At 55.7% G+C, this 23,442-nt stretch carries 20 protein-coding genes and 3 pseudogenes; 5 read left to right on the top strand and 18 right to left on the bottom strand.

The annotated features are described in order from the left end of the window. Nucleotides 1-56 precede the first annotated feature (56 nt). The 5 genes and pseudogenes from AC3WJN_RS14030 to AC3WJN_RS14010 form a co-directional block, all read right to left on the bottom strand. Nucleotides 57-383 carry a hypothetical protein gene (locus tag AC3WJN_RS14030; RefSeq protein ID WP_007780018.1) on the bottom strand — a complete coding sequence of 109 codons (327 nt, stop codon included), beginning with the start codon at nucleotides 381-383 and terminating at the stop codon, nucleotides 57-59. A 412-nt stretch (nucleotides 384-795) separates the two neighbouring features. After that, nucleotides 796-1,110, bottom strand: coding sequence for a hypothetical protein (locus tag AC3WJN_RS14025; protein ID WP_005830777.1), 315 nt, complete (start codon nucleotides 1,108-1,110; stop codon nucleotides 796-798). A 60-nt stretch (nucleotides 1,111-1,170) separates the two neighbouring features. After that, a pseudogene (locus AC3WJN_RS14020) lies at nucleotides 1,171-2,559 on the bottom strand (L-cystine transporter). 288 nt (nucleotides 2,560-2,847) lie between these two features. Further along, on the bottom strand, nucleotides 2,848-3,096 hold the full coding sequence (locus AC3WJN_RS14015; protein ID WP_005830781.1) for a hypothetical protein: 249 nt from the start codon (nucleotides 3,094-3,096) through the stop codon (nucleotides 2,848-2,850). Nucleotides 3,097-3,291: 195 nt separating this feature from the next. Beyond that, nucleotides 3,292-4,089 carry a carbon-nitrogen hydrolase family protein gene (locus AC3WJN_RS14010; protein ID WP_005830783.1) on the bottom strand — a complete coding sequence of 266 codons (798 nt, stop codon included), beginning with the start codon at nucleotides 4,087-4,089 and terminating at the stop codon, nucleotides 3,292-3,294. A gap of 167 nt (nucleotides 4,090-4,256) precedes the next feature. On the opposite strand from AC3WJN_RS14010, the pseudogene AC3WJN_RS14005 reads away from it, so the two are divergent. From AC3WJN_RS14005 to AC3WJN_RS13990, 4 genes and pseudogenes are all read left to right on the top strand, one after another. Continuing rightward, a pseudogene (locus AC3WJN_RS14005) lies at nucleotides 4,257-5,757 on the top strand (sensor histidine kinase). Further along, nucleotides 5,732-5,866, top strand: a pseudogene (locus AC3WJN_RS14000) (DNA-binding response regulator); the annotation flags it as partial. The pseudogenes AC3WJN_RS14005 and AC3WJN_RS14000, both read left to right, overlap by 26 nt. 206 nt (nucleotides 5,867-6,072) lie before the next feature. Next, nucleotides 6,073-6,675: an ankyrin repeat domain-containing protein gene (locus tag AC3WJN_RS13995; protein ID WP_007780037.1), complete on the top strand. Its 603-nt coding sequence runs from the start codon at nucleotides 6,073-6,075 to the stop codon at nucleotides 6,673-6,675. Between the two features lie 198 nt (nucleotides 6,676-6,873). Continuing rightward, nucleotides 6,874-8,622, top strand: coding sequence for a hypothetical protein (locus AC3WJN_RS13990; protein ID WP_007780039.1), 1,749 nt, complete (start codon nucleotides 6,874-6,876; stop codon nucleotides 8,620-8,622). 102 nt (nucleotides 8,623-8,724) lie between these two features. On the opposite strand, the gene AC3WJN_RS13985 is transcribed toward AC3WJN_RS13990, so the two are convergent. The 3 genes from AC3WJN_RS13985 to speD form a co-directional block, all read right to left on the bottom strand. Continuing rightward, nucleotides 8,725-10,239, bottom strand: a complete 1,515-nt coding sequence (locus AC3WJN_RS13985; RefSeq protein ID WP_433947698.1) for an alpha/beta hydrolase-fold protein — start codon at nucleotides 10,237-10,239, stop codon at nucleotides 8,725-8,727. Further along, complete coding sequence (locus AC3WJN_RS13980) at nucleotides 10,227-10,877, bottom strand: AraC family transcriptional regulator (protein ID WP_007780049.1); 651 nt, start codon at nucleotides 10,875-10,877, stop codon at nucleotides 10,227-10,229. Before AC3WJN_RS13980 ends, AC3WJN_RS13985 begins: the two co-directional genes overlap by 13 nt. 171 nt (nucleotides 10,878-11,048) lie before the next feature. After that, complete coding sequence (gene speD / locus AC3WJN_RS13975; protein WP_007780052.1) at nucleotides 11,049-11,861, bottom strand: adenosylmethionine decarboxylase; 813 nt, start codon at nucleotides 11,859-11,861, stop codon at nucleotides 11,049-11,051. A gap of 257 nt (nucleotides 11,862-12,118) precedes the next feature. Between speD and AC3WJN_RS13970 the strand changes: the two genes are divergently transcribed. Beyond that, nucleotides 12,119-12,478 carry a DUF805 domain-containing protein gene (locus tag AC3WJN_RS13970; RefSeq protein WP_005830801.1) on the top strand — a complete coding sequence of 120 codons (360 nt, stop codon included), beginning with the start codon at nucleotides 12,119-12,121 and terminating at the stop codon, nucleotides 12,476-12,478. Between the two features lie 48 nt (nucleotides 12,479-12,526). On the opposite strand, the gene AC3WJN_RS13965 is transcribed toward AC3WJN_RS13970, so the two are convergent. The 10 genes from AC3WJN_RS13965 to AC3WJN_RS13920 form a co-directional block, all read right to left on the bottom strand. Further along, a complete protein-coding gene (locus AC3WJN_RS13965) occupies nucleotides 12,527-13,399 on the bottom strand; it encodes a sugar phosphate isomerase/epimerase family protein (RefSeq protein WP_005830802.1) in 873 nt (290 codons plus the stop codon). Nucleotides 13,400-13,460: 61 nt separating this feature from the next. Beyond that, nucleotides 13,461-14,453, bottom strand: a complete 993-nt coding sequence (locus AC3WJN_RS13960) for a Gfo/Idh/MocA family protein (protein ID WP_005830804.1) — start codon at nucleotides 14,451-14,453, stop codon at nucleotides 13,461-13,463. Beyond that, on the bottom strand, nucleotides 14,450-15,394 hold the full coding sequence (locus tag AC3WJN_RS13955) for a Gfo/Idh/MocA family protein (protein ID WP_005830806.1): 945 nt from the start codon (nucleotides 15,392-15,394) through the stop codon (nucleotides 14,450-14,452). Before AC3WJN_RS13955 ends, AC3WJN_RS13960 begins: the two co-directional genes overlap by 4 nt. A 34-nt stretch (nucleotides 15,395-15,428) precedes the next feature. Then, entirely contained in the window at nucleotides 15,429-16,658 is a 1,230-nt protein-coding gene (locus AC3WJN_RS13950; protein WP_005830808.1) for an ROK family transcriptional regulator, read from the bottom strand. A 27-nt stretch (nucleotides 16,659-16,685) separates the two neighbouring features. Beyond that, nucleotides 16,686-17,648, bottom strand: a complete 963-nt coding sequence (locus AC3WJN_RS13945) for an ABC transporter ATP-binding protein (protein ID WP_007780060.1) — start codon at nucleotides 17,646-17,648, stop codon at nucleotides 16,686-16,688. After that, nucleotides 17,641-18,633, bottom strand: coding sequence for an ABC transporter ATP-binding protein (locus AC3WJN_RS13940; protein WP_005830814.1), 993 nt, complete (start codon nucleotides 18,631-18,633; stop codon nucleotides 17,641-17,643). The genes AC3WJN_RS13945 and AC3WJN_RS13940 overlap by 8 nt, the downstream gene beginning before the upstream one ends. A gap of 18 nt (nucleotides 18,634-18,651) precedes the next feature. Further along, nucleotides 18,652-19,545 (bottom strand): ABC transporter permease subunit, encoded by an 894-nt coding sequence (locus AC3WJN_RS13935; RefSeq protein ID WP_007780063.1) that lies wholly within the window; start codon nucleotides 19,543-19,545, stop codon nucleotides 18,652-18,654. 19 nt (nucleotides 19,546-19,564) lie between these two features. Beyond that, nucleotides 19,565-20,488: a nickel ABC transporter permease gene (gene nikB, locus AC3WJN_RS13930; protein ID WP_007780066.1), complete on the bottom strand. Its 924-nt coding sequence runs from the start codon at nucleotides 20,486-20,488 to the stop codon at nucleotides 19,565-19,567. Nucleotides 20,489-20,640: 152 nt separating this feature from the next. Further along, nucleotides 20,641-22,224 (bottom strand): glutathione ABC transporter substrate-binding protein, encoded by a 1,584-nt coding sequence (locus AC3WJN_RS13925; protein ID WP_007780070.1) that lies wholly within the window; start codon nucleotides 22,222-22,224, stop codon nucleotides 20,641-20,643. Between the two features lie 95 nt (nucleotides 22,225-22,319). Next, entirely contained in the window at nucleotides 22,320-23,384 is a 1,065-nt protein-coding gene (locus tag AC3WJN_RS13920) for a Gfo/Idh/MocA family protein (RefSeq protein WP_005830821.1), read from the bottom strand. Nucleotides 23,385-23,442 lie beyond the last annotated feature (58 nt).

The raw sequence follows: 23,442 nt of genomic DNA, 5'->3' as shown, positions 1-23,442 counted from the left end.
TATCGGTTCCGTTTTTCCATGGCTTCATTATAACTTATTTATCACGCTCCCGTGTCTCAGCCTATGGGAGCATTGTAGTTCGTCTCAATCTTTAACTTGATGTAAGCAATGACTCCGTTTATTTCCATTTTGAACACCCAAACGACCAGGGGACTTCCAGGTCCATCTTGATGGTCATGCATTGGACCGGAGTGATAATGAGTATGATTTAGGTCATTTACGATGCACTCCCACGCTGCATCAATACTGGTTAAGTTCATATCGAGAAGTTGTTGCAAATAATTTTTACCTTGTCGATTTCGCCTTACGAAGTGTTTCTTTCCTTCAAGTATTAATTGCTTCATCTCCGCAAGGACAGTCTTACACGTTTCCTCCAAACTCACTTTTTCACCTCCCTACTATGATATCCTAGACAGTATCAATTGATACCTAACTAAAGATTACCACAACTTGTCCACGGTATCAATTGATACTTTTTATTTCCGAGTGTGAACCATCAGAATCCTGCGTAACTACTTTGAAAATTCGCTGTGAACGGATCAATAATTATCCTGGTATGAGCTCTCATAACGAAACCCTTCATCTACCAACTCATGGTACTTGTAAAACAAAGAACCAATCCCTGTGATCCTTCCGTCTGTCTGTATTCCTCCCGTAGCTGCAATTTTGCGTCCTTTTACCAAGTTTTCACCTGTAAGCTGCTGGTACACCTTTAAAGCGCGAGACAGACTGCTTGAGTCCCCTTTAAAATCATCCCTGGCAATTACTTTCGCAGGGAGGGTATTCAAATCTAGTTTAGGAAATTCTTGATCTGACCTGGACATTTGCCTTCATTAATTTTTCTATGAACAATTGTTTGGTCATTTTCAGATCTTGCTTCCCATAAATATTCACTGTCACTGTCTCGTCTGGGATAGTTTGAGGATACCTTGTCCAATAAATGATCTTTGGTATAGAACTCTCACCGTTGATCGAGACAATTTGATCGCCATTTTGCAGGAAATTTTCAACTTTATTCAGAGCATTCACGCGAGCAATTTCCTCAAATTTTGGCTTCGGTATAGCCTGTTTGTTACTTGCTTTAAGTCCCGTTCCAGCAAAAGGCAACAACCCCGGCTGCTCCTGCCAGACAGGCAGAACAACCGGGGTTGTTTTTCGCGTCTTTCAGTTTTACACCGTCACAGACTGCTGCTGTACTCCGTTGAACACTTTCGTATCCAACTCTTTCGTCGCCCGGCTCGTCAACAGCCCGGCCGTCATGCTGCCGCTCACGTTGAGCGCTGTCCGGCCCATGTCGATCAGCGGCTCCACGGAGATGAGCAGCCCGACAATTGCCACCGGCAGGTTCATCGTCGACAGGACGAGCAGCGCGGCAAAAGTCGCTCCGCCCCCTACTCCGGCAACGCCGAAGGAACTGAGCGCGACAACGACGATCAACGTCAGGATGAACGAAGGCGTCAGCGGATCGACTCCGGCCATTGGCGCTACCATGACGGCCAGCATCGCGGGATACGTGCCTGCGCAGCCATTTTGACCGATCGACAGGCCGAAGGAGCCGGCAAAGTTGGCGATCCCTTCAGGCACACCCAAGTCTTGCGTCTGCGTTTTCACATTCAGCGGCAATGCCCCTGCACTCGTGCGGGAGGTGAAGGCGAAGGTCAGGACAGGAAACGCCTTTCGCACGTACGTGATCGGGTTCAGTCCGGCAAAAGCCAGCATCAACAGATGCACGACAAACATGAGCACCAGCGCCACGTACGAAGCGATGACGAATTTGCCAAGCTGCCAGATCGCATTGTAGTCGCTCGTCGCAGCTACGCGCGTCATGATCGCCAGCACCCCGTATGGCGTCAGGCGCAAAATCAGCGTCACGACGCGCATGATGATGGCGTGCAGCGCGTCGACGATTTTCGCGAACAATTCCGCCTGCTCGGGGCTTTTCTTTTTCACGCCCAAATACGCAATCCCGATAATCGCCGAGAAAATGACAACCGCAATCGTAGAAGTAGCCCGATCCCCCGTCAAATCGAGGAACGGATTGGCCGGGAGCAGCTCCAAAATTTTTGCGGGCAAGGTCATGTTTTGAATATCGCCCAGCCGTTGCTCCACCTGTTCAATGCGCGCCGCCTCCGCTTCTCCCTGCTGGAACTGGCTTACGTCCAGATTGAAAGCAAACGTCGAGGCGATCCCGATTGCGGCGGCAATCGCTGTCGTGCCGACCAGAAGCCCGATAATCAGCGAGCTGATTTTGCCGATGTTGTTGGCCAGCTTCATTTTGGTAAAAGCGGCAACAATCGAAATGAACACCAGCGGCATGACGATCATTTGCAGCAGCTTCACGTAGCCTTTGCCCACGATGTTGTACTACTCGATGGAATCTTTCAGGACGTCTGATTTTACTCCATAGGCGAATTGCAGGATGAGTCCGAAAACAATCCCGATTCCGAGACCGACAAATACTCGCTTGGAAAAAGAAATATGTTTCTTCTGCATGGCATACAAGCCGCCAATGAATAAGAGCATGATAATAATGTTGAGAATCGTAAGAAGTGTTGACATATTTTCCCCTCCCTTTCTCCTTTGAACTCGTAATGTCCATCTTGTCGGTCTAGATATAGTTATATTACCAACAATCCCTACTGGTCAAGTAAGACTTATGGATACACTGTCGAAACCTGCACTTTCTCCTTCGCTGATGTTTATGCGCTCCGCGCCGCTTTATGCGTGTGCGCGCTCTTTTTCGCTGTTCGCCAGACGCTCCGCTTTTTTGCACGAAAAAAAGGAACCGCCACCAGGGCGATTCCTGTCTGCTGTTTGCTTGTGCCAATGACAATTGTACTCGTGTGGCTACTTGGATTGTCTGCTGAGCAGTGTCCACAGCCAGGTGAGCATAGCCGCTCCGATTACCCCGGCAATGACGTTGAAGCCAGCCCACATCCACAGCCAATCGCCCAACACCAAGTCTCCAAGCCAGCTTCCCAGAAGCGCAGCGATGAGCGAAGCCCACCAGTTTGTTCCTGCCGCTTTTCCTGTCAAAATCATGTTCATTGCCCACCAGACAACGACGCCGACGACAGCCCATACGAACCAGAACATCCGCACACACTTCCTTTCTCATGATGGTAACGCTTGCATAAGGGCTCGAAAGATGAATGGATATCTACTATAATCCTATGAAGAAAAAAGCAAAATGTGCCTGACCACTTTCCTTTTCCCAAAACAAAAATACAGCCGGCCGCCCGCTTGAGCTGGTGGGGCGACCGACTGCCTTTTTACAGAAATCCCATGTATTTAATTGGTGTACAGCTCTGCCCGGCGATTGGCGACGCTCGGCAGCTTGCCGCGCACGCGCTGAATCCGTTCCAGATCCAATTCTGTTATCAGCAAAGTTTCTTCTTCTCCGGCGCTGGCGATCACGACGCCCATCGGATCGACGATCATGCTGCGTCCCGCGAAAATGTTGCCAACCTGGTCAGCCGCGCACACGAACATCGTGTTTTCAATCGCCCGCGCCCGAACCAGCGTCTCCCAATGGTCCTCCTTCATCGCGCCCGCTACCCAGCCTGCGGGTACGAACAAAATATCCGCTCCTTGCAGGGCAAACTGCCGCGCGATCTCGGGAAAGCGCACCTCGTAGCAGACCATCAGCCCAATTTTGCCAAACTCTGTCTCCACCACGCGATACGGATTGTCGCCAGGCGCAATAAAGTCTGATTCGATATAGGAAAAAGCGTCGTACAAATGCGTCTTGCGGTAGGCGTGAATCAGCGCGCCCTCGCGATTGAGAAAGACCGTCGTATTGTAGGCGCGGTTCTCGTCGCCGTCAATCGCTTCGAACACGCCGCACACCACGTAGAGGCCGTGCTGACGCGCCGCCTCCGCCAGTCCCGTCACAAACGGGCCGTCCAGCTTTTCCGCCACCTCGGCTGGCGTCACTCCCGACTTCGGCGTGGCTGGTGCGCTGTACATCTCCGGCAAAATGACAAAGTCTGCCCCGGCTTTTTTGGCTTTGGCGATATAGTCTTGCGCTTTTTGCAGATTCAGCGCTTTGTCCATGCTCGCTGTAAGCTGTGCAATCGCTACTTTCATCTTCTATCCCCCGTCCTTCCCCTACGTGCAAAATCTGTTTGCTCTTATATGCTAGTATAACGGATATTCGCCCAGTTCCAAGCAATAATGCTTTACCCGCCGTGCTCGTTGTATATAATGGACTAGTCATCTTTTGCACACCCCAGTTATCGGGAGAGGTGAGTTTTATGTCTATCCGCATCAAGCTGCTGCTCTCCTACACGGGGATGCTCGTCATCAGTCTGCTCATGTTTGTTCTCGCCGCCAGCCTGTTTACGATTGCAGCCACAGGCGACATCCACAGCTTTCGCGATTTTTATAAAGTGCACTACTAGCTCAACCCGCTCACGAGCAGGAAGAGTCGATTTTTCTCGAACTGAAATACCTCGCCAAAAACGAGCCGGACGAGCTGCTCGACAAGTCGTTGCTGCAAGACTACGATTTCAAGCTGCGAACCGTCCGCGCCGGCCTGTACGTCCGCAGGGAGAGCAACCAGGTTTTCGAATCGCTCACCTTCAACCAGCCGGAGCTGGAAAAAAGCCTTCCGCCCTACGACCTGAACAACAGCCAGATTCGCAACACGTTCAACATCGGGGAGCGCTTTTACGCCTACGCCAAATTTGACTTCCTCTACTCGGACGGGGCAAAAGGCAGCGTGTTTGTCACTCGCGAGCGCAGCCCGTTTGGCGAGGTGACCCGCAGGCTGCTTCCCATCCTCGTCTGCCTGCTGCTCGGCGTGATCGTCGTCGCCAACGTGCTGTTGTACCGCTGGATTACCAGAAGCGTCGTCAAGCCGCTCGACATGCTGCGCCATTCGGCGGAGAACATCAAGGAAGGCAACCTCGATTTCGCGCTTGCCTTAAACAGCAAAGATGAGATCGGCCAGCTAAACGAAGCGTTTGAGAGCATGAGGCGCCGCCTGCAGGAGTCCGTGCAGCTTCGCCTGCAGGACGAGGAAAGCCGCAAAGAGCTGATTTCCAACATCTCGCACGACCTGCGCACGCCGATCACCAATATCAAAGGCTACATCGAAGGCATCCTCGACGGAGTAGCCGAACGCCGGAAAAAATGGACAAGTACGTCAACATCATTTACTCCAAGGCGGTCGATCTCGACAAGCTCGTCGACGAGCTGTTTCTCTACTCCAAGCTCGATCTGAAGCAAGTGCCGTTTACGTTTGAGCTTGTCGACATCGCGAGCTTTCTCGACGACTTCATTGACGAGCTGCACTACGACCTGGAAGAAAAAGGCATTCGCCTGCAATGGGCAGAGCGCCCGGCCGCCAGCGTACAGGTGCTCGTCGATCTGGAAAAAACCGAGCGAACCGTGCTCAATATGATCGAAAACGCCCAGAAGTTCATGGACAAGCCGGAAAAGCAGATTCTCGTCTCGGTTCAGGCTGACCCGCAGTGGGCGACCATCGAGATCAGGGACAACGGGATCGGCATTCCCGAAGAAGCAATCCCCCATCTGTTCGAGCGCTTTTACCGGGCGGAGCAATCGCGCAATTCCTCGACGGGCGGCAGCGGTCTGGGACTTTCCATCGCCCGCCAAATCATCGAGGGACACGGCGGCGACATCTGGGTGAAAAGCAAAGAGGGCGTCGGCACGAGCCTGTTTTTTACTTTGAGACGATCGAACTACCTGGGAGGGGCCAAGCCACATGACGACGCGCATCCTCATCATTGAAGACGAGACGACGATCGCGCAGCTCGAACGCGATTATTTTGAACTGAACGGCTTTCAGGTCGATCTGTGCCACAACGGAAACGAAGGCTTGCAGCTCGCCCTGCGCGACGGGTCGGCGGCTGGGCTGGCGAATCCCGGGCCGAGCTGACAGTCGAATAAACCACTTTTCATGCGAACAACCAAACGAGCAGAAAGGGGCCGGTTCGCCATGCTGCAAGCAAGTCTTTTGACCGTCGCCCTCCTGCTGGCAGGGTGTGCGGCGAACGTGGATACGCTGCTTGCGAGCAGCGAGCGACACAGGCGGAAAACGACGAAATGGACAAGCGAAATCAGGCGTTGCTTGCAGCAGTCAAGCAGGGAGACACAGAAACGATGCAAAAGCTGCTCGCGGACGGAGCCGACATCAACGCGACGGATGAACGCGGACGGACGTCTGCAATGATCGCGGTGCACACGAACCAGCTTGCGATGTTCAACCTGCTCGTGGAACATGGCGCGAACATCAACATCCGAGACGACCGCTCCGACAATCCGCTGCTGTACGCAGGCGCAGAAGGCAAGCTGGACTTTGTGCGGGCCGCTATAGCGGCAGGTGCCGATACGACCATCACCAACCGTTTTGGCGGCACTGCCCTCATCCCCGCCGCTGACCGCGGGCATGTGGAGATCGTCCGGGAGCTGCTCACTACTTCGGACGTCAACATCGACCACGTCAACAACCTCGGCTGGACCGCCTTGCTGGAAGCAGTCATTTTGGGAGACGGGGGCAAAAAGCACCAGGAAATCGTCCGGCTGCTGATCGAGCACGGAGCCGATGTCAATTTGGCCGATCACGATGGAGTCACTCCCCTCCAGCACGCCAAACAGCGCGGCTACAAGGAAATGATCGAAATGCTCACAAAGGCGGGCGGAAAGTAAGCCATTTGGCATCTGGCAGCCACAAGCAAACAGGACAGGAACGTCAGTCAGAACTGGCTCTCCCGTCCTTTTTTTGTCCTGTTTTGTAGTCCAAAAGACTCGGTCGCGCCAAAACTTTTTCCAGCGTTGCGCGTATCACTAATAGAATGAAGCTTCGCCTGCATATGATTGAATTTTTCGAATAGGAGTCGGCGTTCCATGAATACTTTTGCATCCGTATCCATGCTGGAAACAGACAAGCCCATCCGCAAGGCGTCACCAGACCTCGATCCCCATATCGAAATGTACAAGCTCTATCTCACCTCCGAAGAGGCAGTCGAAATACATATCAGCAATTTGACGCATCCGTCCTCTGCCATCGAAGTGTATGACGTGCACGGAACGAAGCTGAGCGAAGCCCGCTTTGCTCCCGGCGGCAGCATCATCCTGCCCTTTTTCCCCGACGAAGACGGCTTCTACTACATCAAGCTGACGATTGGCCCAGACCCCGACCCGCAGCACGCCTGTCAGTTGCACGTCGACAAATACGTTCGGCTGAGCGGCACGATCGAGAGCGATCGCGTGTTTACGGCAAAAGGCGGCCCTTACCTGATCGGCCCTGAAGACGTGACCATTCCCGCAGGCGTCCGCGTCAGTTTTGAAGCCGGCACCTCGATCAATGTCCGCTGCCAGCACAAGCTCATCGTCGAGGACAGCGGCTCCATCGCCTTCAACGGAGAAGCGGACAACCCCGTCGTCATCATCGGGGCGATCGACAACGGCAGCTCGCACCGCTGGAGCCAGCTCGTCCTCTCTCCCTCGGCCCAAACGAGCTTCACGCACATTCTCGTCCAGTACGACAATGACGAGGACGGCGTCGACTTTCTGGCCTCCTCGTCTCCTTTTGCCGATGGCGCTACGTCGCTGGAACAGTTCCAGGCCGATATCGCCAAAACGAGCTATTTGGAAAGAGCCGTCGTCGTGCCGCCCTCTTCCCGGCTCGCTTTCATCAAAACCTGGTTTCAGCAATCCAGCCCTTACCGTTTCAGCCTGTTTGGCGATCTGCTGCCGTTTGAGCTGTACTTCGGGATTGACGTCGCGACATTTGCCCACTGGGAAGCGGAAACGAAGCGGATAGACGAGCAGCGCTCCCAGGCCGGAGACGTGAATTACTGGGACTTCGTCAACGGCAACTTCACCGCCGACCTGCTGGAAGCGACACACTTGTTTGCCAACAACCAGCAAAGCCCGGAGCTGCGCATCCAGCGCCTGATCGACTTTTTGCTGCTCGCCCAAAGCTGGCGCAAAAAGCACGGCTATTTCAAATGGTACGACTTGATCGACCCGTTCAACGAGCACGACGACGAATTTTTCAAAACCTTTGAGGAGATGTCCTCCGCCTTCTGGCTGGCGCACAACACCTCGATCATTTACTGGGATACGATCGCCCGCGATTTGGGCATCTGGCAAAAGGAAAGCTTCTTCGAGCGGCAGTTCATCAACTCGGTCATCGTGCGCCTGCATTTCGCCGCCGACCTGCCGTTTTCGCTCACCGGGTACGGGAACAACATCCCGCCCGTCGGCTTTTTGGGCATTTCCATCCACTACGGCCCGCTGCGCTACCCGGAACAGTACCCTGCCCCCGGACCGGAATTTGACGTGAACTACGGCCCGCTCTCCATCGCAGAATATTTGAAGTTCATCCTGGAGTCGCTAGTCAAAGGTCAGACCAATCCCGTCTACACCTGGTGGATTCCTACCCAGGCGGACAAAGACTTGTTCCAAATTCTCGACGAAAAAGGCATCTCGCTCGAATCGCCTCCGGAAGACTGGGACCGCGAATTTGTCCAGCCTGCCCAAAAGACATTGGAGGAAATTCGGGCGCACTACCTTGGGCATCTGACACTGGAGCACAGTCGAAGCGCGAAGGGATATTTGCAAACCGAAAGCGCCCTGAGCACGACCTGACCGAGCTGGATTGAGCCGGAGCCGGAACGGGACGCAAAAAAGATGAGCCGCCGCGCAAAAAGAACAACTCCTTTTTGCAACGACGACGCTCATCTTTTTTATTCACACGCTTCTCAAAAACAAGCGAACTGCGCGGCTGATGAACACGGGCAGCACCGAGATGTGATTTTCCCGCGCGAACTGTTCGAACTGAACGTCCAGCCCGCAGTCGGCAAAAGCCCCCAGCCGCTCGGCCACGCCGCGCGCATGCTCGTTAATCCGCGTCGGGTGCGTCAGTTCCTCTTCGCCTACTCCGATCAACACGTGTTTGCGCTTGCCACCTGGCTGCAACTGCGTGACAAAAGCTTGTTCCTCCGCGAAAATCAGCCGCTTGTACCAGTCGATGGACGGGCTTCCGGCCAAATAGGTGGAAAAAGCGTCCGGCCGCGTGTACAGCTCATGCAGAACGAACAGCCCTCCGAGCGAATGGCCGAGAATCGCCTGGCGCTCGCGATTGACCGTCGCCATGCTCTCCACCATCGGCCGTACTTCTTCCAACACAAAGCGCAGGAAATCATCTGCTCCGCCTTGGCGCGGCCATTCTCCCCCGCGCGAAAAAGGAGGCAGTTCCTCTACTGTCATCGGCAAGGAGTAATCGGTAAAGCGCGCAGTGGCAAAAGGAACCTCTTCGTCGTAGCCGAGCCCGACCACGACCGCTGGACTGCCCTGGCCGTCCCTGCTCCTGCCTTGCAAGCGCACCGCCTCCACCACCGTGCCGATGACCGAGTTGGCATCGAGCACATACAGGACCGGGAAGCCTCCCTCCGGCGCCTCGCCCGGCGGCACTGCCAAACAGATGCGGTACGTTTGCCCGCTGCCTCCTGCCTGCATCACGAGCTGCTTCGTCCACGGAATCGCTGCCGTTTCCCAAGCCGCGCCACTCATTTGTTCAACGTCTGCTCCAGCGTATCGAGCAGAAGCTCCTTGCCAAGCGGCATGTAAGCCTGGTTGTAGTAAGGGTTTGCAGGCAAGTAGTAAATGTGATCGTTTTTGTAGGCTTTCAGCCAGCCCTTGCCATACAGCCGAATCTTTATACGACTGCTCGCCGCCCTCCGGATGCAGCAGCACGATGCGATCCGGGTTGATCGTCGTGATGCCTTCCAGCGTCAGCAGCACCATCGTTTTTTCTTTCGTGTCCGGCGATGTCGCTGGCTTCGGCAGCCCCAGATCGTCATACAGAACCGAGCCTGCGCCTTCGCTGCCCAACAGATACGGGCCTTTTTTGAGCGCCAGGAAAATCGAGAACGTTTCGTCAAACGGATCGCGCAAATGAACGGGAATATCGCCAGCGTATTTTTGCCGATAGTACGCCGACCATTTCGGATCGAGCGGGGCCGCGCTGGGGATCGTTTGCAGCGCCAAAAGCTGTCCGGTGATCGCCGTGTGATACGTCGCAACCCTGTGGCGCCTGCTTTTCATGTGGACAGTCGGGGCCACGCCTTGCTGCTGCTTGAATTTGCGGCTGAAGTAATACTCGTCGCTGAAGCCGACCTGTCTGGCGATCTCGCGTATCCGCTCGTTTCCCTGGCCCATCAGTTGCTTGGCCTTGTTGATGCGCAGTTGCGTCACGTAATCCATGGCGCGTAAGACGGGCTTAATCCGGCCATGGCCGCCAGCTTTTCAATCGTCCAACTTTCCTGGTAGTGGCCGTCCAAATAAAGCCGGGTCTGCTCCAATGTTTCCAGGGAATCCTCTGATGCTGCGCACTGCGAATCAGGCAGCAGCTCGTACATCAGCTCCTGAAGCTGCGTCTGTGCGCGGAAGCGGCTGCGCGCGTCCGTCTGCTCCCACGCTTCCCCGATGGAACCGCAGCGCATGCGAAGCGTCGGCTGCGACAAGCATGTCACGCGTCCGGCAAACGGCAACGTCGTCCGGTGCAGCGTGATCGCCTCGCCGTCTTCGCTCTCCGCTTCCCGGTACACGTCAAAAGCGAGCGCATGGCAGGTGAGCTTGCGAGAAGATTCTATATAGAAAGAACACGACTGACCTGGGAGAAGCAGCCACGCCTCCCCTTCCTTGACGGGATAGCAGCTCGCGTCGATCTCGATGGAGCCGCTGCCGTCCAGCGCAACGATCAGCCTATGCTTGTCTATGCAGCCTTGACCCGCGTGCGGGACATCCTGCTTGACCATGATCTGTTCACTGTGCCGCAGCTTCATCCACAAGCCTTGCCATGACACTGTCCCTCTTTTCTCGCTGCCTTGTTTGCTTTGCATAGCTGGTTGCCACCGTCCTTTTGCGCTTATGCCCCCATTATGATTGATAATGATTTTCAGCGTCAAATGGTAAGATCGCAAAGAGCGCCCGCAAATGCAAAAAGGCTGCTCTCCCTCGAACCGCTGCCTCGTCGCTTGGGCGCGGACTTGCTGCAAGGGAAGCAGCCTTGCTTAGTGGCGAATAATATTTTTCCCGTAGTAAATCTCGTCCATCTCTGTTTGCAGCCGCTCGGTAATTTCCGCTTGCTCTGCAGGCGTCAGCTTGTCTTTTGTGTAGCCGAACAAGTAATTGTTCAGGTCGAACCGCCTGCGCTTGCATTTCGTGTGAAAAATGTTGTCCTGGTACACGTTCACATCAATCATGTGGAACAAATCTTTAATTTCTTCGGGAATATAATTTTGAATCGAGCTGATGTCGTGGTCGATAAACAGCTTGTAGCCGTGGATATCGCGGGTAAAGCCGCGCACCCGGTAATCAATGGTCATCAGATCCGTATCGAAGGAGCGGATCAAATAGTTGAGCGCCTTGAGCGGCGAGATTTCGCCACAGGTCGAGACGTCAATGTCTGCGCGAAACGTGCTGATTTCCTCATCGGGATGGTATTCCGGGTACGTATGGACCGTAATGTGACTTTTGTCCAACTGCAGAACGACATTTTCCGGCAGCGGCCCGGGGGATTCTTCATACGACTCCGTCGGCACTTCCACGACCGGACCTTCGGAAACGAGAAACGTCACGCTCGCCCCTTGCGGCACATAGTCCTGCTGCGCCACGTTCAATACGTGCGCCCCGATAATCTCCGAAACGTTTTTCAGGATGCTGGTCAGCCGTGCAGCGTTGTACTGTTCATCTATGTATTTGATGTACGCTTCCCGCTCCGCTTTTGTCTTCGTGTAGCAGATGTCGTACATATTGAAGCTGAGCGATTTCGTCAGGTTGTTGAAGCCGTGCAAAGTAATATGCTGGTCTTTCGTCGGTTCCACTTCTTTTGTCCTCCCCTGTTATGAGCGAGTCTTTGCCATCATTTCCTTTTTTCAGGGTGCCCATTCCTTTCGATAAAAATCATGCGGACGTTTGCAGGAAAGCGGCTGGCAGTTGAGAATCATTACCATTTTCCTATCTCTCGCTGCTTCAATAGCACCAAATCCAAAAAATAAGATTATTTCCTTTCTATCCTCTGGAAAATGATGCTAAAATAATATTGCATGCTAAATTTTAGAAAGAAATGGAGAATTAGGTCATGGATTGGTACCTGAAAGTTTTAAAAAATTACGTCAACTTCACCGGACGCGCCAGACGCAAAGAGTATTGGATGTTTGCTTTGTTCAGTGCCATTATTTCTATCGTACTCATGCTCATCGAATACTTGATTGGTCTGCCGCAATCTTTGTCTTCGCTCTACTCGCTGGCTGTCCTGCTGCCGGGTCTGGGCGTAGGCGTCCGTCGTCTGCACGACACTGGAAGAAGCGGCTGGTGGCTGCTGCTCGCGCTGGTTCCGTTTATCGGCGCCATTGTCCTGATCGTGTTCTTCTGCCTGGACAGCACACCGGACAACGACTACGGTCCAAATCCAAAAACCGAAGAAAGCGTGTTGGCGTAACATGCGAAAGCCTCTCCCCATTTTTTGCGGGAGAGGCCTTTTCTTTTTTTATGCTTCTTCCCAGAAGCGGCGCAGATTGTCCATGCCAATTCGCGAGCCTTCGCGGCAATCCTCCATGCCTTCGAACTCGACGGTGATGTAGCCGTCATAGCCCGACTGCTTCACCAGCTTGACGACCTCGCGAATGTTGATGTCGCCCTGGCCGACGATTGCGCCGCGCAAGTAATTGCCGTTAACCGTCTTGAACCATTTGCCCGCTCCCGGGTCCTGATAGTACGGGCGGAAGTAAAAGTCTTTGAAGTGAACGAGCGAAGCGTACGGCAAGTTTTTCTTCACGCCGACGAGCGATTCCTCGTCCACGCACATGAAGTTGCCGATATCGAGCGTCGTCTTGAAATTCGGACGATTGACCGCTTGCAGCACGCGCTGGACGCGGTCGCTCGCCTGCACGAGCCAGCCGTGGTTCTCAATCGTCGTCGTAATCCCGAACTGCGCGGCGTAATCGGCAATCTGGCGGCTTCCTTCGACCATCGCATCGAGATGCTGTTCAAAGTACGCGATCGTCGTCTGCTCGACAGGTACGGTAAAGGTGGAGACATCGTGGCGCATGTGGCGGATGCCCATGCGGTGCAGCAAATCGACGTGCGTTTTGATGCGGGCCACCTCTGCGGCAAATGCTTCCTCCGTCTCGTGAATGAAGTTGGCTGGCATCGAGTAGTTGGACAGCTCGATGCCGAGAGCTTTTGCCTTGTCCCGCACCGCGTCCGCCAGCTCGTAGTTGTCCACCAGCGTAAAGCCGTACGGCACGATTTCCATGTGCTCTCCGCCGTTGTCCGCGATCCACTGCACGACATCCAGTACATCCATTTCCCCAGCGCGAATTGCTGTCAGCAAGCTGTACGTGCTCAATCCGATTTTCATTCTTTCCACCTCATTTGAATGTTTGTAGTCGTACGCCATTTTTTTGGCAAAAAAAACTTAGCTAGGCAAGCGGCACCCTGTCGAGGACGACCGTTTGCTTCCGCTTGTTGGATTCATAAGCGGCCTTCACCACTTCAAGCGTTCGCAGTCCGTCCTCTCCCGTGATGGACGGGGCCCGCTTTTCCTGCACACTCTGCACGAAATCGGCAATCAGCCGTTCGTCCATGTCTGCGGCCCACGGCAGTTGCTGGAGCTTGCCTGCTGTGTCGTCGTAGTGCAGCACATGCTGGCGGAAACCGTCTACCTCGACCGTTCCTTTCGTGCCGATGATGCGCATGGTCACATCTCCCCACGTCGGGAACGTCTTCGGCCGGGACCAGCTCGGATCAATTCCGACCACTACGCCAGACTCCAAGACCAGGCTGACCATGCCGCAGTCCTCCACCGCTAGCTCGTAAAAACGCGTATCCAGCTCCGCGTAGACGCTCTTCACCTCGTCGCCGAGCATCCAGCGCACAAGGTCCATCAGGTGGACGATATGGTCGGTCGAAGCACCGCCGCCAGACTGTTCTTTTTCCACGAACCAGCCGCCCGGCATCTGCCCGTGGTTCGTGCTGTTGATGGCGAGAATCGTGCCGAGCGCGCCTGATTGCACCAGTTCTTTTACATGTTGCATCACGGGGGCAAACCGGACCGGATACGCGACTTGCAGCATCACCTGTTCCTTTGCGCAGACCCGGATCATTTCCAGTGCATCCTGGACGTCTGTCGCAATCGGCTTTTCGCATAGCACATGCTTTCCCGCTCGGGCGCAGGCGATGACGTGCTCCTTGTGCCGCGCGTTTTCCGAGCAGACGACGACAGCCTCAAGCGGTGCCTGCAAAAACGCGGACAGGTCGCGAAAATAAGTCGCGCCGTACTTTGCCGCCATCGCTTCTCCGCGGATCGGGTCGTCGTCCCAGAGCGCTGCCAGTTCGGCCTCCGGATGACGCTGCAATTGGACGGCGTAGCTCTGGGCGTGCATATGGGCAAAGCTGAGAATCCCTACCTTCATCGGGCAACACCTCCTTCGGCAAGCTGGACAGGCTGCCCTGTCTTCGCCGACTCCCTCGCCGCCTGCACGATGTCCATGGCGCGCAGCCAATCTTCTGCATTCAGCCGGACGGCTTCCTCGCCCGCGAGATAGCGGATGAGATTGTCTCTTTGCTTCCACGGCGGGTCGATCCCTGCAAGCCGGCTGTCCCATCCGCCTGCTGCTGACGCATCTGCACGTCCGCCCGCGCCGCCCCTGCTCCAGCGAATCGGCGAGCTTTCCCGGCTGTCGTGGAGCAGCATGCCTGCATCCCCTGTCAGCTCAAAAAACGACTGCTCCGCAGACTCTGCCCACGACAGCTCCACCTGGGCGATCGCTCCCGCGCGCATTTTCAGGATGACGAGCGCATATGAAAGCACCTGCCCTGTTGCCGCGTCGGTATGTACGACCTGGTTTGCCTGCACGCGCTCCACTTCGCCGAACGTCCAGCGCAGCCAGTCAAATTCGCGCCAGCCGAGACTTGCAAAAAGGCAGCGGTCCGCGTTTTCAGCCGACGCCACAGCTCCGCGCCGCAGTCGCAAAACGCCGGGCTTGCCGATCGCCCCGTTTCGAACGTGTTCACGCGCCAACTCGTACTCCGGGCAAAAGCGCAGCGTGTCTGGCAGTTGCAGGACGCGTCCTTTTTGCTGGCACAGGCGCGCTGCCTGCAACAGCTCGTGCTCCCCGGACCGGGGGCAGCTTCCTATGAAAATGTGCGCACCCGCCTGAGCTGCCGCCGCGAGGGCAGCGCCATCCGCCTCGCCTGCGAACTCCACCACTTCCACCTTTGTTTCTGCCAACAAATTGTGCAACTCCTGCAAGCTTTCTGCCCGCCCTACCAGCTTCGCGCCGCGCACGCGCGCCCAGATGCCGAGCTGCTCATCCACAGCGTCTTTTGCCCCGACTACTGCTACTCTCCCCATGAAGCAAGCCCTCCTTTTCTCCTGATCCGCCAAGCTAAAGCGACAGCGAAAACTGGAACGTGTTCTGCAACAAAATAGCGGCGGCGCCGACGACCTCGACGTCCTCCCCGAGCGAATTTGGCCGCAGCTCCAGCTCCTCTGTCAAAATGCCGTGGGCGTATTCGCTAACATACTCACGCACCTTTTCGATCAGCAGCTCGTTTTCAAACGCGATCTCGCCCCCCAAAATGATGACCTCCGGATTGAACAGATGAATCAGGTTCACCATCCCGGCGGCCAGGTAAGAAGCCGTCTCTTCCAAAATGCTGATCGCCAGCGCGTCTTTTTCGGTCAAGGCTAGGCGAAAAATTTTCGCGTTGATCCGGCTGATGTCGCCCTCCACAAGCTCCATGATGCTGCTCGCCTTGCCTTTGGCGAGCGCCGAGAGCAGCTTCGAGTAGATGGCGGGCCAGCTCACGTAGTTTTCCAGACAACCGATATTGCCGCAATCGCACCGCATGCCCGCCCGGTCGATCGTTGTATGGCCGAACTCTCCGGCGCCGCCCTTGTAGCCGCGGTAGATCGCCCCGTCCATCAGCAGGCTCGCGCCCAGTCCGTCCCCAATCGTCACGTACAGCATGTTTTGATAGTGGCGAAATTGTCCCAGCGTCTTTTCGGCGAGCAGGTACGCATTCGTGTCGTTATCCACCCACGTCTTCAGTTGAAACCGCTGCTCGACCATTTCTTTTACAGGCGCATCCCGCAGGCGCAGCTTCGGATTGTAGCGAATGACGCCTGTCGCGGCATCGACAATCCCTTGCGTCACAATCGAAATGCCTACGCAGTTGTCGAGGCTTCCGACCTGCGCCAAAAATCGTTCGATCGTGTCCAGCAAAAAGCGGAGGACACTCTCGCCTTGCTGTAGCTTCAACGGATGCGTTTCCTTTTTTCTGACGCGCGCCTCCAGATTCATCTGGGCGATGGTCAGTTTGGAGCCGGAAAGCGAAATGCCGATCAAAAAACGGCTGTCCGGCGAAAACTGCACGAGAATCGGCTTTCTTCCCCCGTTCGACTCGCCGACTCCCACCTCGCACACGAGCGCGTCGCGGATCAGCTCGCCGACTGCCGAAGTGACGGTTGTCGGACTCAGCTTGTTCCGCTTGGCGATTTCACTTCGGGAAATGGGGCCGTATTGACGGATCGTGTCCAATATGATGGATCGGTTCAGTTCCTGGATCAGCTTCAAATCGCCCGTCCTGCGTTTGACACCATCCCTTTTATTCATGGATACCTCTCCTGCCGCGCATGCCGTTCACAGATGGCACGCGACCAGATGATCGTCGTCTGCCGCCTTTCGCAAATCTGGCGGTGTCGTCTTGCATATGTCCATCGCATACGGACAGCGCGTATGAAACAGGCAGCCTGCCGGCGGGTTTACCGGGCTCGGGACATCCCCCTGCAAAATGATGCGCTCCCGCTTCGCGCGCGGATCGGGAATCGGGACGGAGGACAGCAGCGCTTTTGTGTACGGATGCTGCGGGTTGGCAAAAATCGTCTCCTTCGGCCCGGACTCCACGAGGCTGCCCAAATACATCACGCCGATTTTGTCGCTGATGTGCTCGACCACGCTCAAGTCGTGCGAAATGAACAAATACGTCAAATGAAACTCCTCCTGCAAATCTTTCAGCAGATTGAGGATTTGCGACTGGATGGACACGTCGAGCGCCGAGACCGGCTCGTCGGCGACGATCAGCTTCGGCTTTAAAATCAGGGCGCGGGCGATCCCGATGCGCTGCCGCTGCCCTCCGCTGAACTCGTGGGCGAACTTTTCCGCGTGGTAGCTGTTCAGGCCGACGACCTCCAGCGTCTCGGCGACGGTTCGCTCCCGCTCCTTGGGGGACAGCTTCGTATGGATCACCAGCGGCTCTGCGACTACATCGCGAATTTTCATCCGCGGATTGAGCGAAGCGTACGGGTCCTGGAACACCATCTGCACCTGCTTGCGCACCTCGCGCAGCTTCGTCTCGTTCATTCTCGAAATTTCTTCGCCCGCGATCCAGATTTTGCCCTCATCCGGGGTCAAAAGCCGCGTGACCAGCCGTCCGGTCGTCGATTTGCCGCAGCCGCTCTCCCCGACGAGGCTGAACGTCTCGCCTTCGTGGATGACAAAGGAGACGCGGTTGACGGCCTTCACGCTTTTTTTGCTGGAAAAAAGGCCGCTGTCGATCGGAAACGTCTTTTTGATCCCGTCTACCTGCACCAGTGGTTTACGCATTGGCCCCCCTCCCTTCCGCATCGTACAGCCAGCAGCGGCAAAAACGGTTCTCGCCCACGCTCGCAATCGCCGGCTCCTGCTCCCAGCAGAGCGGCATCGCGTCCTTGCAGCGCGGAGCGAATTTGCAGCCTTTTGGCATGTTGTTCGGCGTCGGCACATTGCCGGGGACAGAATCCAGCCTGTCGCGCTTCTGGCCGATTTTCGGGACGGAGCCAATCAGCCCTTTTGTGTACGGGTGCTGCGGATCGTCAAACAGGTCGTAGACGGACGCCTCTTCCACGACCCGCCCGGCGTACATGACGACGACGCGGTTGCACATCTCCGCGACGACGCCCAGATCGTGCGTAATGAGCAGCATGGACATCTGCTCGTCCGCCTGCAACTGTTTCATGACGTCGAGAATTTGCGCCTGGATCGTCACGTCGAGCGCCGTCGTCGGCTCGTCGGCAATCAGCAGGCTGGGATGGCAGGACATCGCCATGGCGATCATGATTCTTTGCCGCATCCCGCCTGAAAGCTGGTGCGGGTACTCGCCCAAAATTTCTTTCGGCCGGGGAATCCCTACCTTTGTCAGCATGTTGACCGCGTGCTCGCGCGCTTGCTTGTCCGAATAGCCAAGGTGCAGGCGAATCGCCTCCATCAACTGCTCGCCAATTTTCATCACCGGATTGAGCGAGGTCATCGGCTCCTGAAAAATCATCGAAATTTCTTTGCCGCGAATCCGGCGCATGTCGTTCTCCGAGATGGACAGCAGATTCGTTCCGTTGTAGCGAATTTCTCCCTGCGTGATCTCGCCCGTCGTATCCTTGAACAGCCGCATGATCGAAAGCGAGGTGACGCTCTTGCCGCAGCCCGATTCCCCGACCAGGCCCAGCACTTCGCCCTTTTTTATATGAAAGCTGACGTTGTCGAGGACGACCGTCTTGCGTTCATCTCTCGTAAACTGTGTTTGCAGATGCTTAACCTCGATGATGTTTTCACTCATCTGCCCCAACTCCCTCGTTTAGTTCTTCGTTTTCGGGTCCAGAATGTCGCGCAGGCCATCCCCTACCAGATTGAACGCCAGCACCGACAGGAAAATCGCCAGGCCGGGAATCATCACGACGTGCGGGGAAGTGGCGAGATAATCGCGCCCCATGCTGAGCATGGCTCCCCAGTCGGGACTCTCCGGCTTTGCGCCCAGACCGAGAAAGCTGAGACTCGAAGCCGCCAAGATAGAAGTGCCGATCCTGAGCGAAAAGAAGACGATCATGCTGGAGACGGTTTCCGGAAAAATGTGGCGAAAGATGATCCGGCTGCTTTTTGCCCCCATCGAGCGCGCCGCTTCCACGAAGACCGCTTCCTTGGCCGCCAGCGTATTGCCGCGAATCAGGCGGGCAAACGACGGAATGCTGAACACCGCCACGGCCACCACCACGTTCGTCAAGCCGGGGCCGAGAATCGCCACAATGGCGATCGCGAGCAGCAGGTCGGGAAAAGCGAACATCACGTCGCTGCCGCGCATGATAAGCCGATCAATCCAGCCGCCGTAGTAGCCGCTGCACAGCCCCAAAATCGTTCCGAGCACAGCCCCCACAAATACCGAGGTAAAGCTGACGCCGAGCGAGAGACGCGCCCCGACGATTATCCGGCTCAAAATATCCCGTCCATACTCATCCGTTCCCGCCCAGTGCGCCATCGACGGCGTCTGCAGCGTGGCGTCGTAGTTCGGCTCGTACGGATCATACGGGGCAATCGCCGGGCCGAAAATCGCCACGAGCAGCAAAAACAGGATGAAAAATCCGGCCCAGAACGCCGTCTTTTGCTTCTTCCACTTTTTCCAGAACTCCCGCGCCCTGGAGCTTTTCTGTTCCACGGCAACGCCCGTTGTCTGGCCGATTTCCTTTACTACTTCCATTTACCTCGCCCCCCTTCGCCTAGCTTTCATAACGGATTTTCGGATTGAGCGCCTTGTACAAAATGTCCACCAGCAAGTTCACGAGAATGAACTCCAGCGAAAACAGCAGGATGACCGCTTGCACGACCGGATAGTCGCGGAAGGCAATCGAGTCGACCAAAAGCCGCCCCATGCCCGGAATGCTGAACACCGTCTCCACGACCACCGAGCCGCCCAACAGGAAGCCGAATTGCAACCCGGCGATCGTCACGACGGGAATCATCGAGTTTTTCAGCGCGTGCTTGCGAACGACGACGGACTCCTTCAAGCCTTTGGCGCGGCCTGTGCGGATAAAGTCCTCCTTCAGCGTCTCCAGAAGCGAGGAGCGGGTAAAGCGGGCCAGCATCGACATGATCCCCGCGCCCAGCGTCAGCGAAGGCAGCACGTAGCTTTTCCAGCCGTCGACTCCGCCCGTCGGGAACCAGCCCAGCGTGACGGAAAAAATTTGTATGAGAATGAGCCCCAGCCAAAAGCCCGGCAAGGAAATGCCGGAAATCGCCGTCAGCATCCCCACGTAGTCCGGCCATTTGTTGCGGAAGACAGCGGAGACCGTGCCGATGAGCAGCCCCAGGACGAGCGCCCAGCCCAGGCTCATAAATGTCAAATTCATCGTAATCGTAAAGCGGTTGGCAAACATGTCGCTGATCGGAAGCCCTGTTTTCAAGGAATGGCCGAGATTGCCCGTGAGCAGGTTTTGCATATAGGTGACGTACTGCAACAGCAGCGGTTTGTCCAGTCCAAGCTCCTGGCGCACGCGGGTAATCTCTTCGAGCGTGGCGTCTTTTCCCGCCGCCAAGCGGACAGGGTCCCCCGGGACGAGGTGGATAAAGAAGAAAATGAGCAGGGACACGACGAAAATGATCGGGATGATCTCGATGAGCCTTTTGACGATATAACGGAACATTTAGCGGTTCCCCCTAACGGATGGGAAAGCACAGCGGATGGCAACGCCATGCTTTCCTTCTCCCAAAGACTTTTCTTGATTGTTGCGACCAAAACGTAATAGGAAAGCAGCGTTGGGCTGCGAGCAGCGACCCAACGCTGCCAGAAAAACCGTTATTGGAATGCCGCTTCCCTCACATAGATGCCGCCGCTCGGCGTGATGTAGACGCCGTTTACGTTGGCGCGCTTGCCGTACAAAATCTCGTCGACCGCCAGGAAAATCCACGGCGCATCCTTGAAGACGTGTTCCTGAACCGTTCCGTACAGCGCTTTTTGCTTGGCTTCATCGGAAGACTGCGTCGCTTCCTTGATGCTTTGGTCCACGATGTCGTTTTTGTAAAAAGCGGTGTTGGCGCCCGCTGGCGGGAAGTTCTCGCTGCTGAACAACGAGCGCATCGCATTGTCCGGGTCCGCCGAAGACCAGCTAACGTACCACATGTTCATCTTCGCTTCCTCTGGCGATTTGATGCCGTAGATTTCGTCCGACAGCGTCGCTTCCTCCATCGACTTCACTTCTACAGTCACGCCGATTTTTTGCAGTTGTTGCTGGATGAACTGCATGCCTTTCATCGTGTCGGAGTTCGTGTTGCCCCAGATTTCTGTTGTAAAGCCGTTTTCGTAGCCCGCTTCCTTGAGCAGTTGCTTCGCCTTTTCAATGTTGTACTCATAGACGCCCTGCTTGGCGTAGTGCGCGATCGTCGGGGACATGACCGATTCCAGTTGCGTGCCGTAGCCTGCCTTCACCACTTTGATAAACGCATCCTTGTCGACCGCGTAGTTGATCGCCTGGCGCACGCGCAGATCGTCAAACGGCTTTTTCAGCATGTTGATCGAGACGTAGCGGGTGATCGTGGACGGCGTGCGCTCCACCTTGACGCCTTCTGCTCCGCCAAGTGTCTCGGCCTGTTGCTCTGGCAGCGGATAGATGACATCGGCCTCGCCAGTTTTGAGCATCGCTACGCGCGAGCCGTTTTCCGGCACGGGCTTGTAAACGATTTTCCCGACCTTGGCCGCGCCTTTGTTCCAGTGATCGGGGTTCAGCTCGACGGTCAGATGGTCGCCTTGTACCCATTCCACGAATTTGTAAGGGCCAGTGCCGACAGGGTTTTTGGAAATTTCCTTGCCGTACTTTTCCAATGCCGCCGGGCTGATGATGCCTGTCGTGAACTTGTTAATCATCGCGGAAAACGGCTGGGTCAGCGTCACTTTGACGGTGTACTCGTCGACAACCTCTGTGCTCTTGATGTATTTGTAGTTGCGGTACGCCCGCAGATTGTTGTCCTGGTTGCTCATCCGGTCGAAGTTGATTTTGACCGCTTCGGCATTGAACGGCGTGCCGTCGTGGAACTTGACGTTTTGCCGCAGCTTGAACGTGTACTCGGTCGCGTCCTCATTGACCGAATATTCGGTCGCCAGCCCCGGCATGAGCTTCAAGTCTTTGTCGTAAATCAGCAGCCCTTCATACATCGAGGTTTGCACGCCAGAGGACAGGGCATCCCCGGTATTTTGCGGGTCCATCGTGATGAAGTTTTCGTTTACGGCGATCACCATCTGGTCTTTCTGCGGTGCGCCCGTTTCCGTGTTCGCGCCCGTGTTGGTCGACGCTGCCGGAGTCCCGCCTCCGCTGGAACATCCAAAAAGTAATGCCACTGAAAAAAGTAAGACAGATGCTGCTCGCAAGTACGATGCTTTTTTCATTCCCCTTTTCCCCCTTACAAGGTTCTGTTTATGGATGCAATCTTGTTTATGGATGCAATCTGGATGTCCGCTGCTGGGCACGGCCGCCATTTTTCTCAGGAAGAGAAGACGACCTCGCGTCCGGTCTGCGCCGATTCGTAAATGCCGCAGAGAATTTTCATCATCTCTACGCCGTGTTCCACTGGGCTGAGTGTCTCTTTTTCGCCCAAAATGTATGAGATAAAGTGGTCGATTTCATTTTGAAAGCCTTGCTTGAAGTCAAACGACAGCTTGTCGATCTGCGGCGTGACGTTGAGGATCGTGTCGTGCTTTTCCGTGATGATGGAAAGCTCCGGCTCCACCTCTGCGCCGCCTTTGTCCCCGTACAGCTTCACGGCCAGCTCCTCTTTTTTGGCGTGCAGCGTGTAGCTGACATCCACGAACAGGGAAGCGCCGTTTTCGAAGCGGATCAGCGCGTTTGCCATATCCTCGACCGTATTTTTGCTCGGATCGTAGTCAGCCGCTTTGTAAAAAGACAAGTTTTTGACGTGGGCGCGGTTGCCGAGCTTGTTGTATGTATTGCCGCTTACGGTCGCAACCTTCGGGCAGCCCATCAAATACCAGCACAGGTCGATCACATGTACGCCGAGGTCGATCAGCGGCCCGCCGCCGGAGCGCTCCTTGTCCGCAAACCAGCCGCCCGGATTGCCCAACCGGCGCAGGCAGGATGCTTTGGCGTAATAAATCTCTCCCAGCTCGCCCGCGTCGATAAACTGCTTGAGCAACTGCGCATTGGTGTCGTACCTTCTGACGAAGCCGACCTGGAGCCGCTTGCCGCTCTGCTTTACCGCTTCCTCAATCAGCAGGGCGCTCTCTACCGAGGTGCTGAGCGGCTTTTCCAGCAGCACGTGCTTGCCTGCGCGCAGAGCGGATACGGCAATGTCGGCGTGCGTGTTGTTCCATGTGCAGATGCTCACCGCGTCAATCTGCGGGTCAGCCAACGCTTCCTCCAGATTGCTGTAGTGCGCCGCCGCCTCGTACTTTTCTGCTTTTTCCTTCGCCCGTGCTTCGTTGAAGTCGACGACGGCCTGCAACTGTGCGCGGTCATTTTGCTGATACGATTGCAGGTGCATGTCCGAAATCGAGCCTGCCCCGATCACCGCAACCTTTACCTTTTCCATGCGGATGTTTCCCCCCTGTGTCGTTTAACTGGTTAATTTATTTTTTCAGTGGAGTTAT

It is taken from the genome of Brevibacillus sp. FW306-2-1A-C05A (assembly GCF_058781555.1).
Note: the sequence above shows the minus strand (reverse complement) of the source record. Positions and strands in the feature narration are given on the sequence as shown.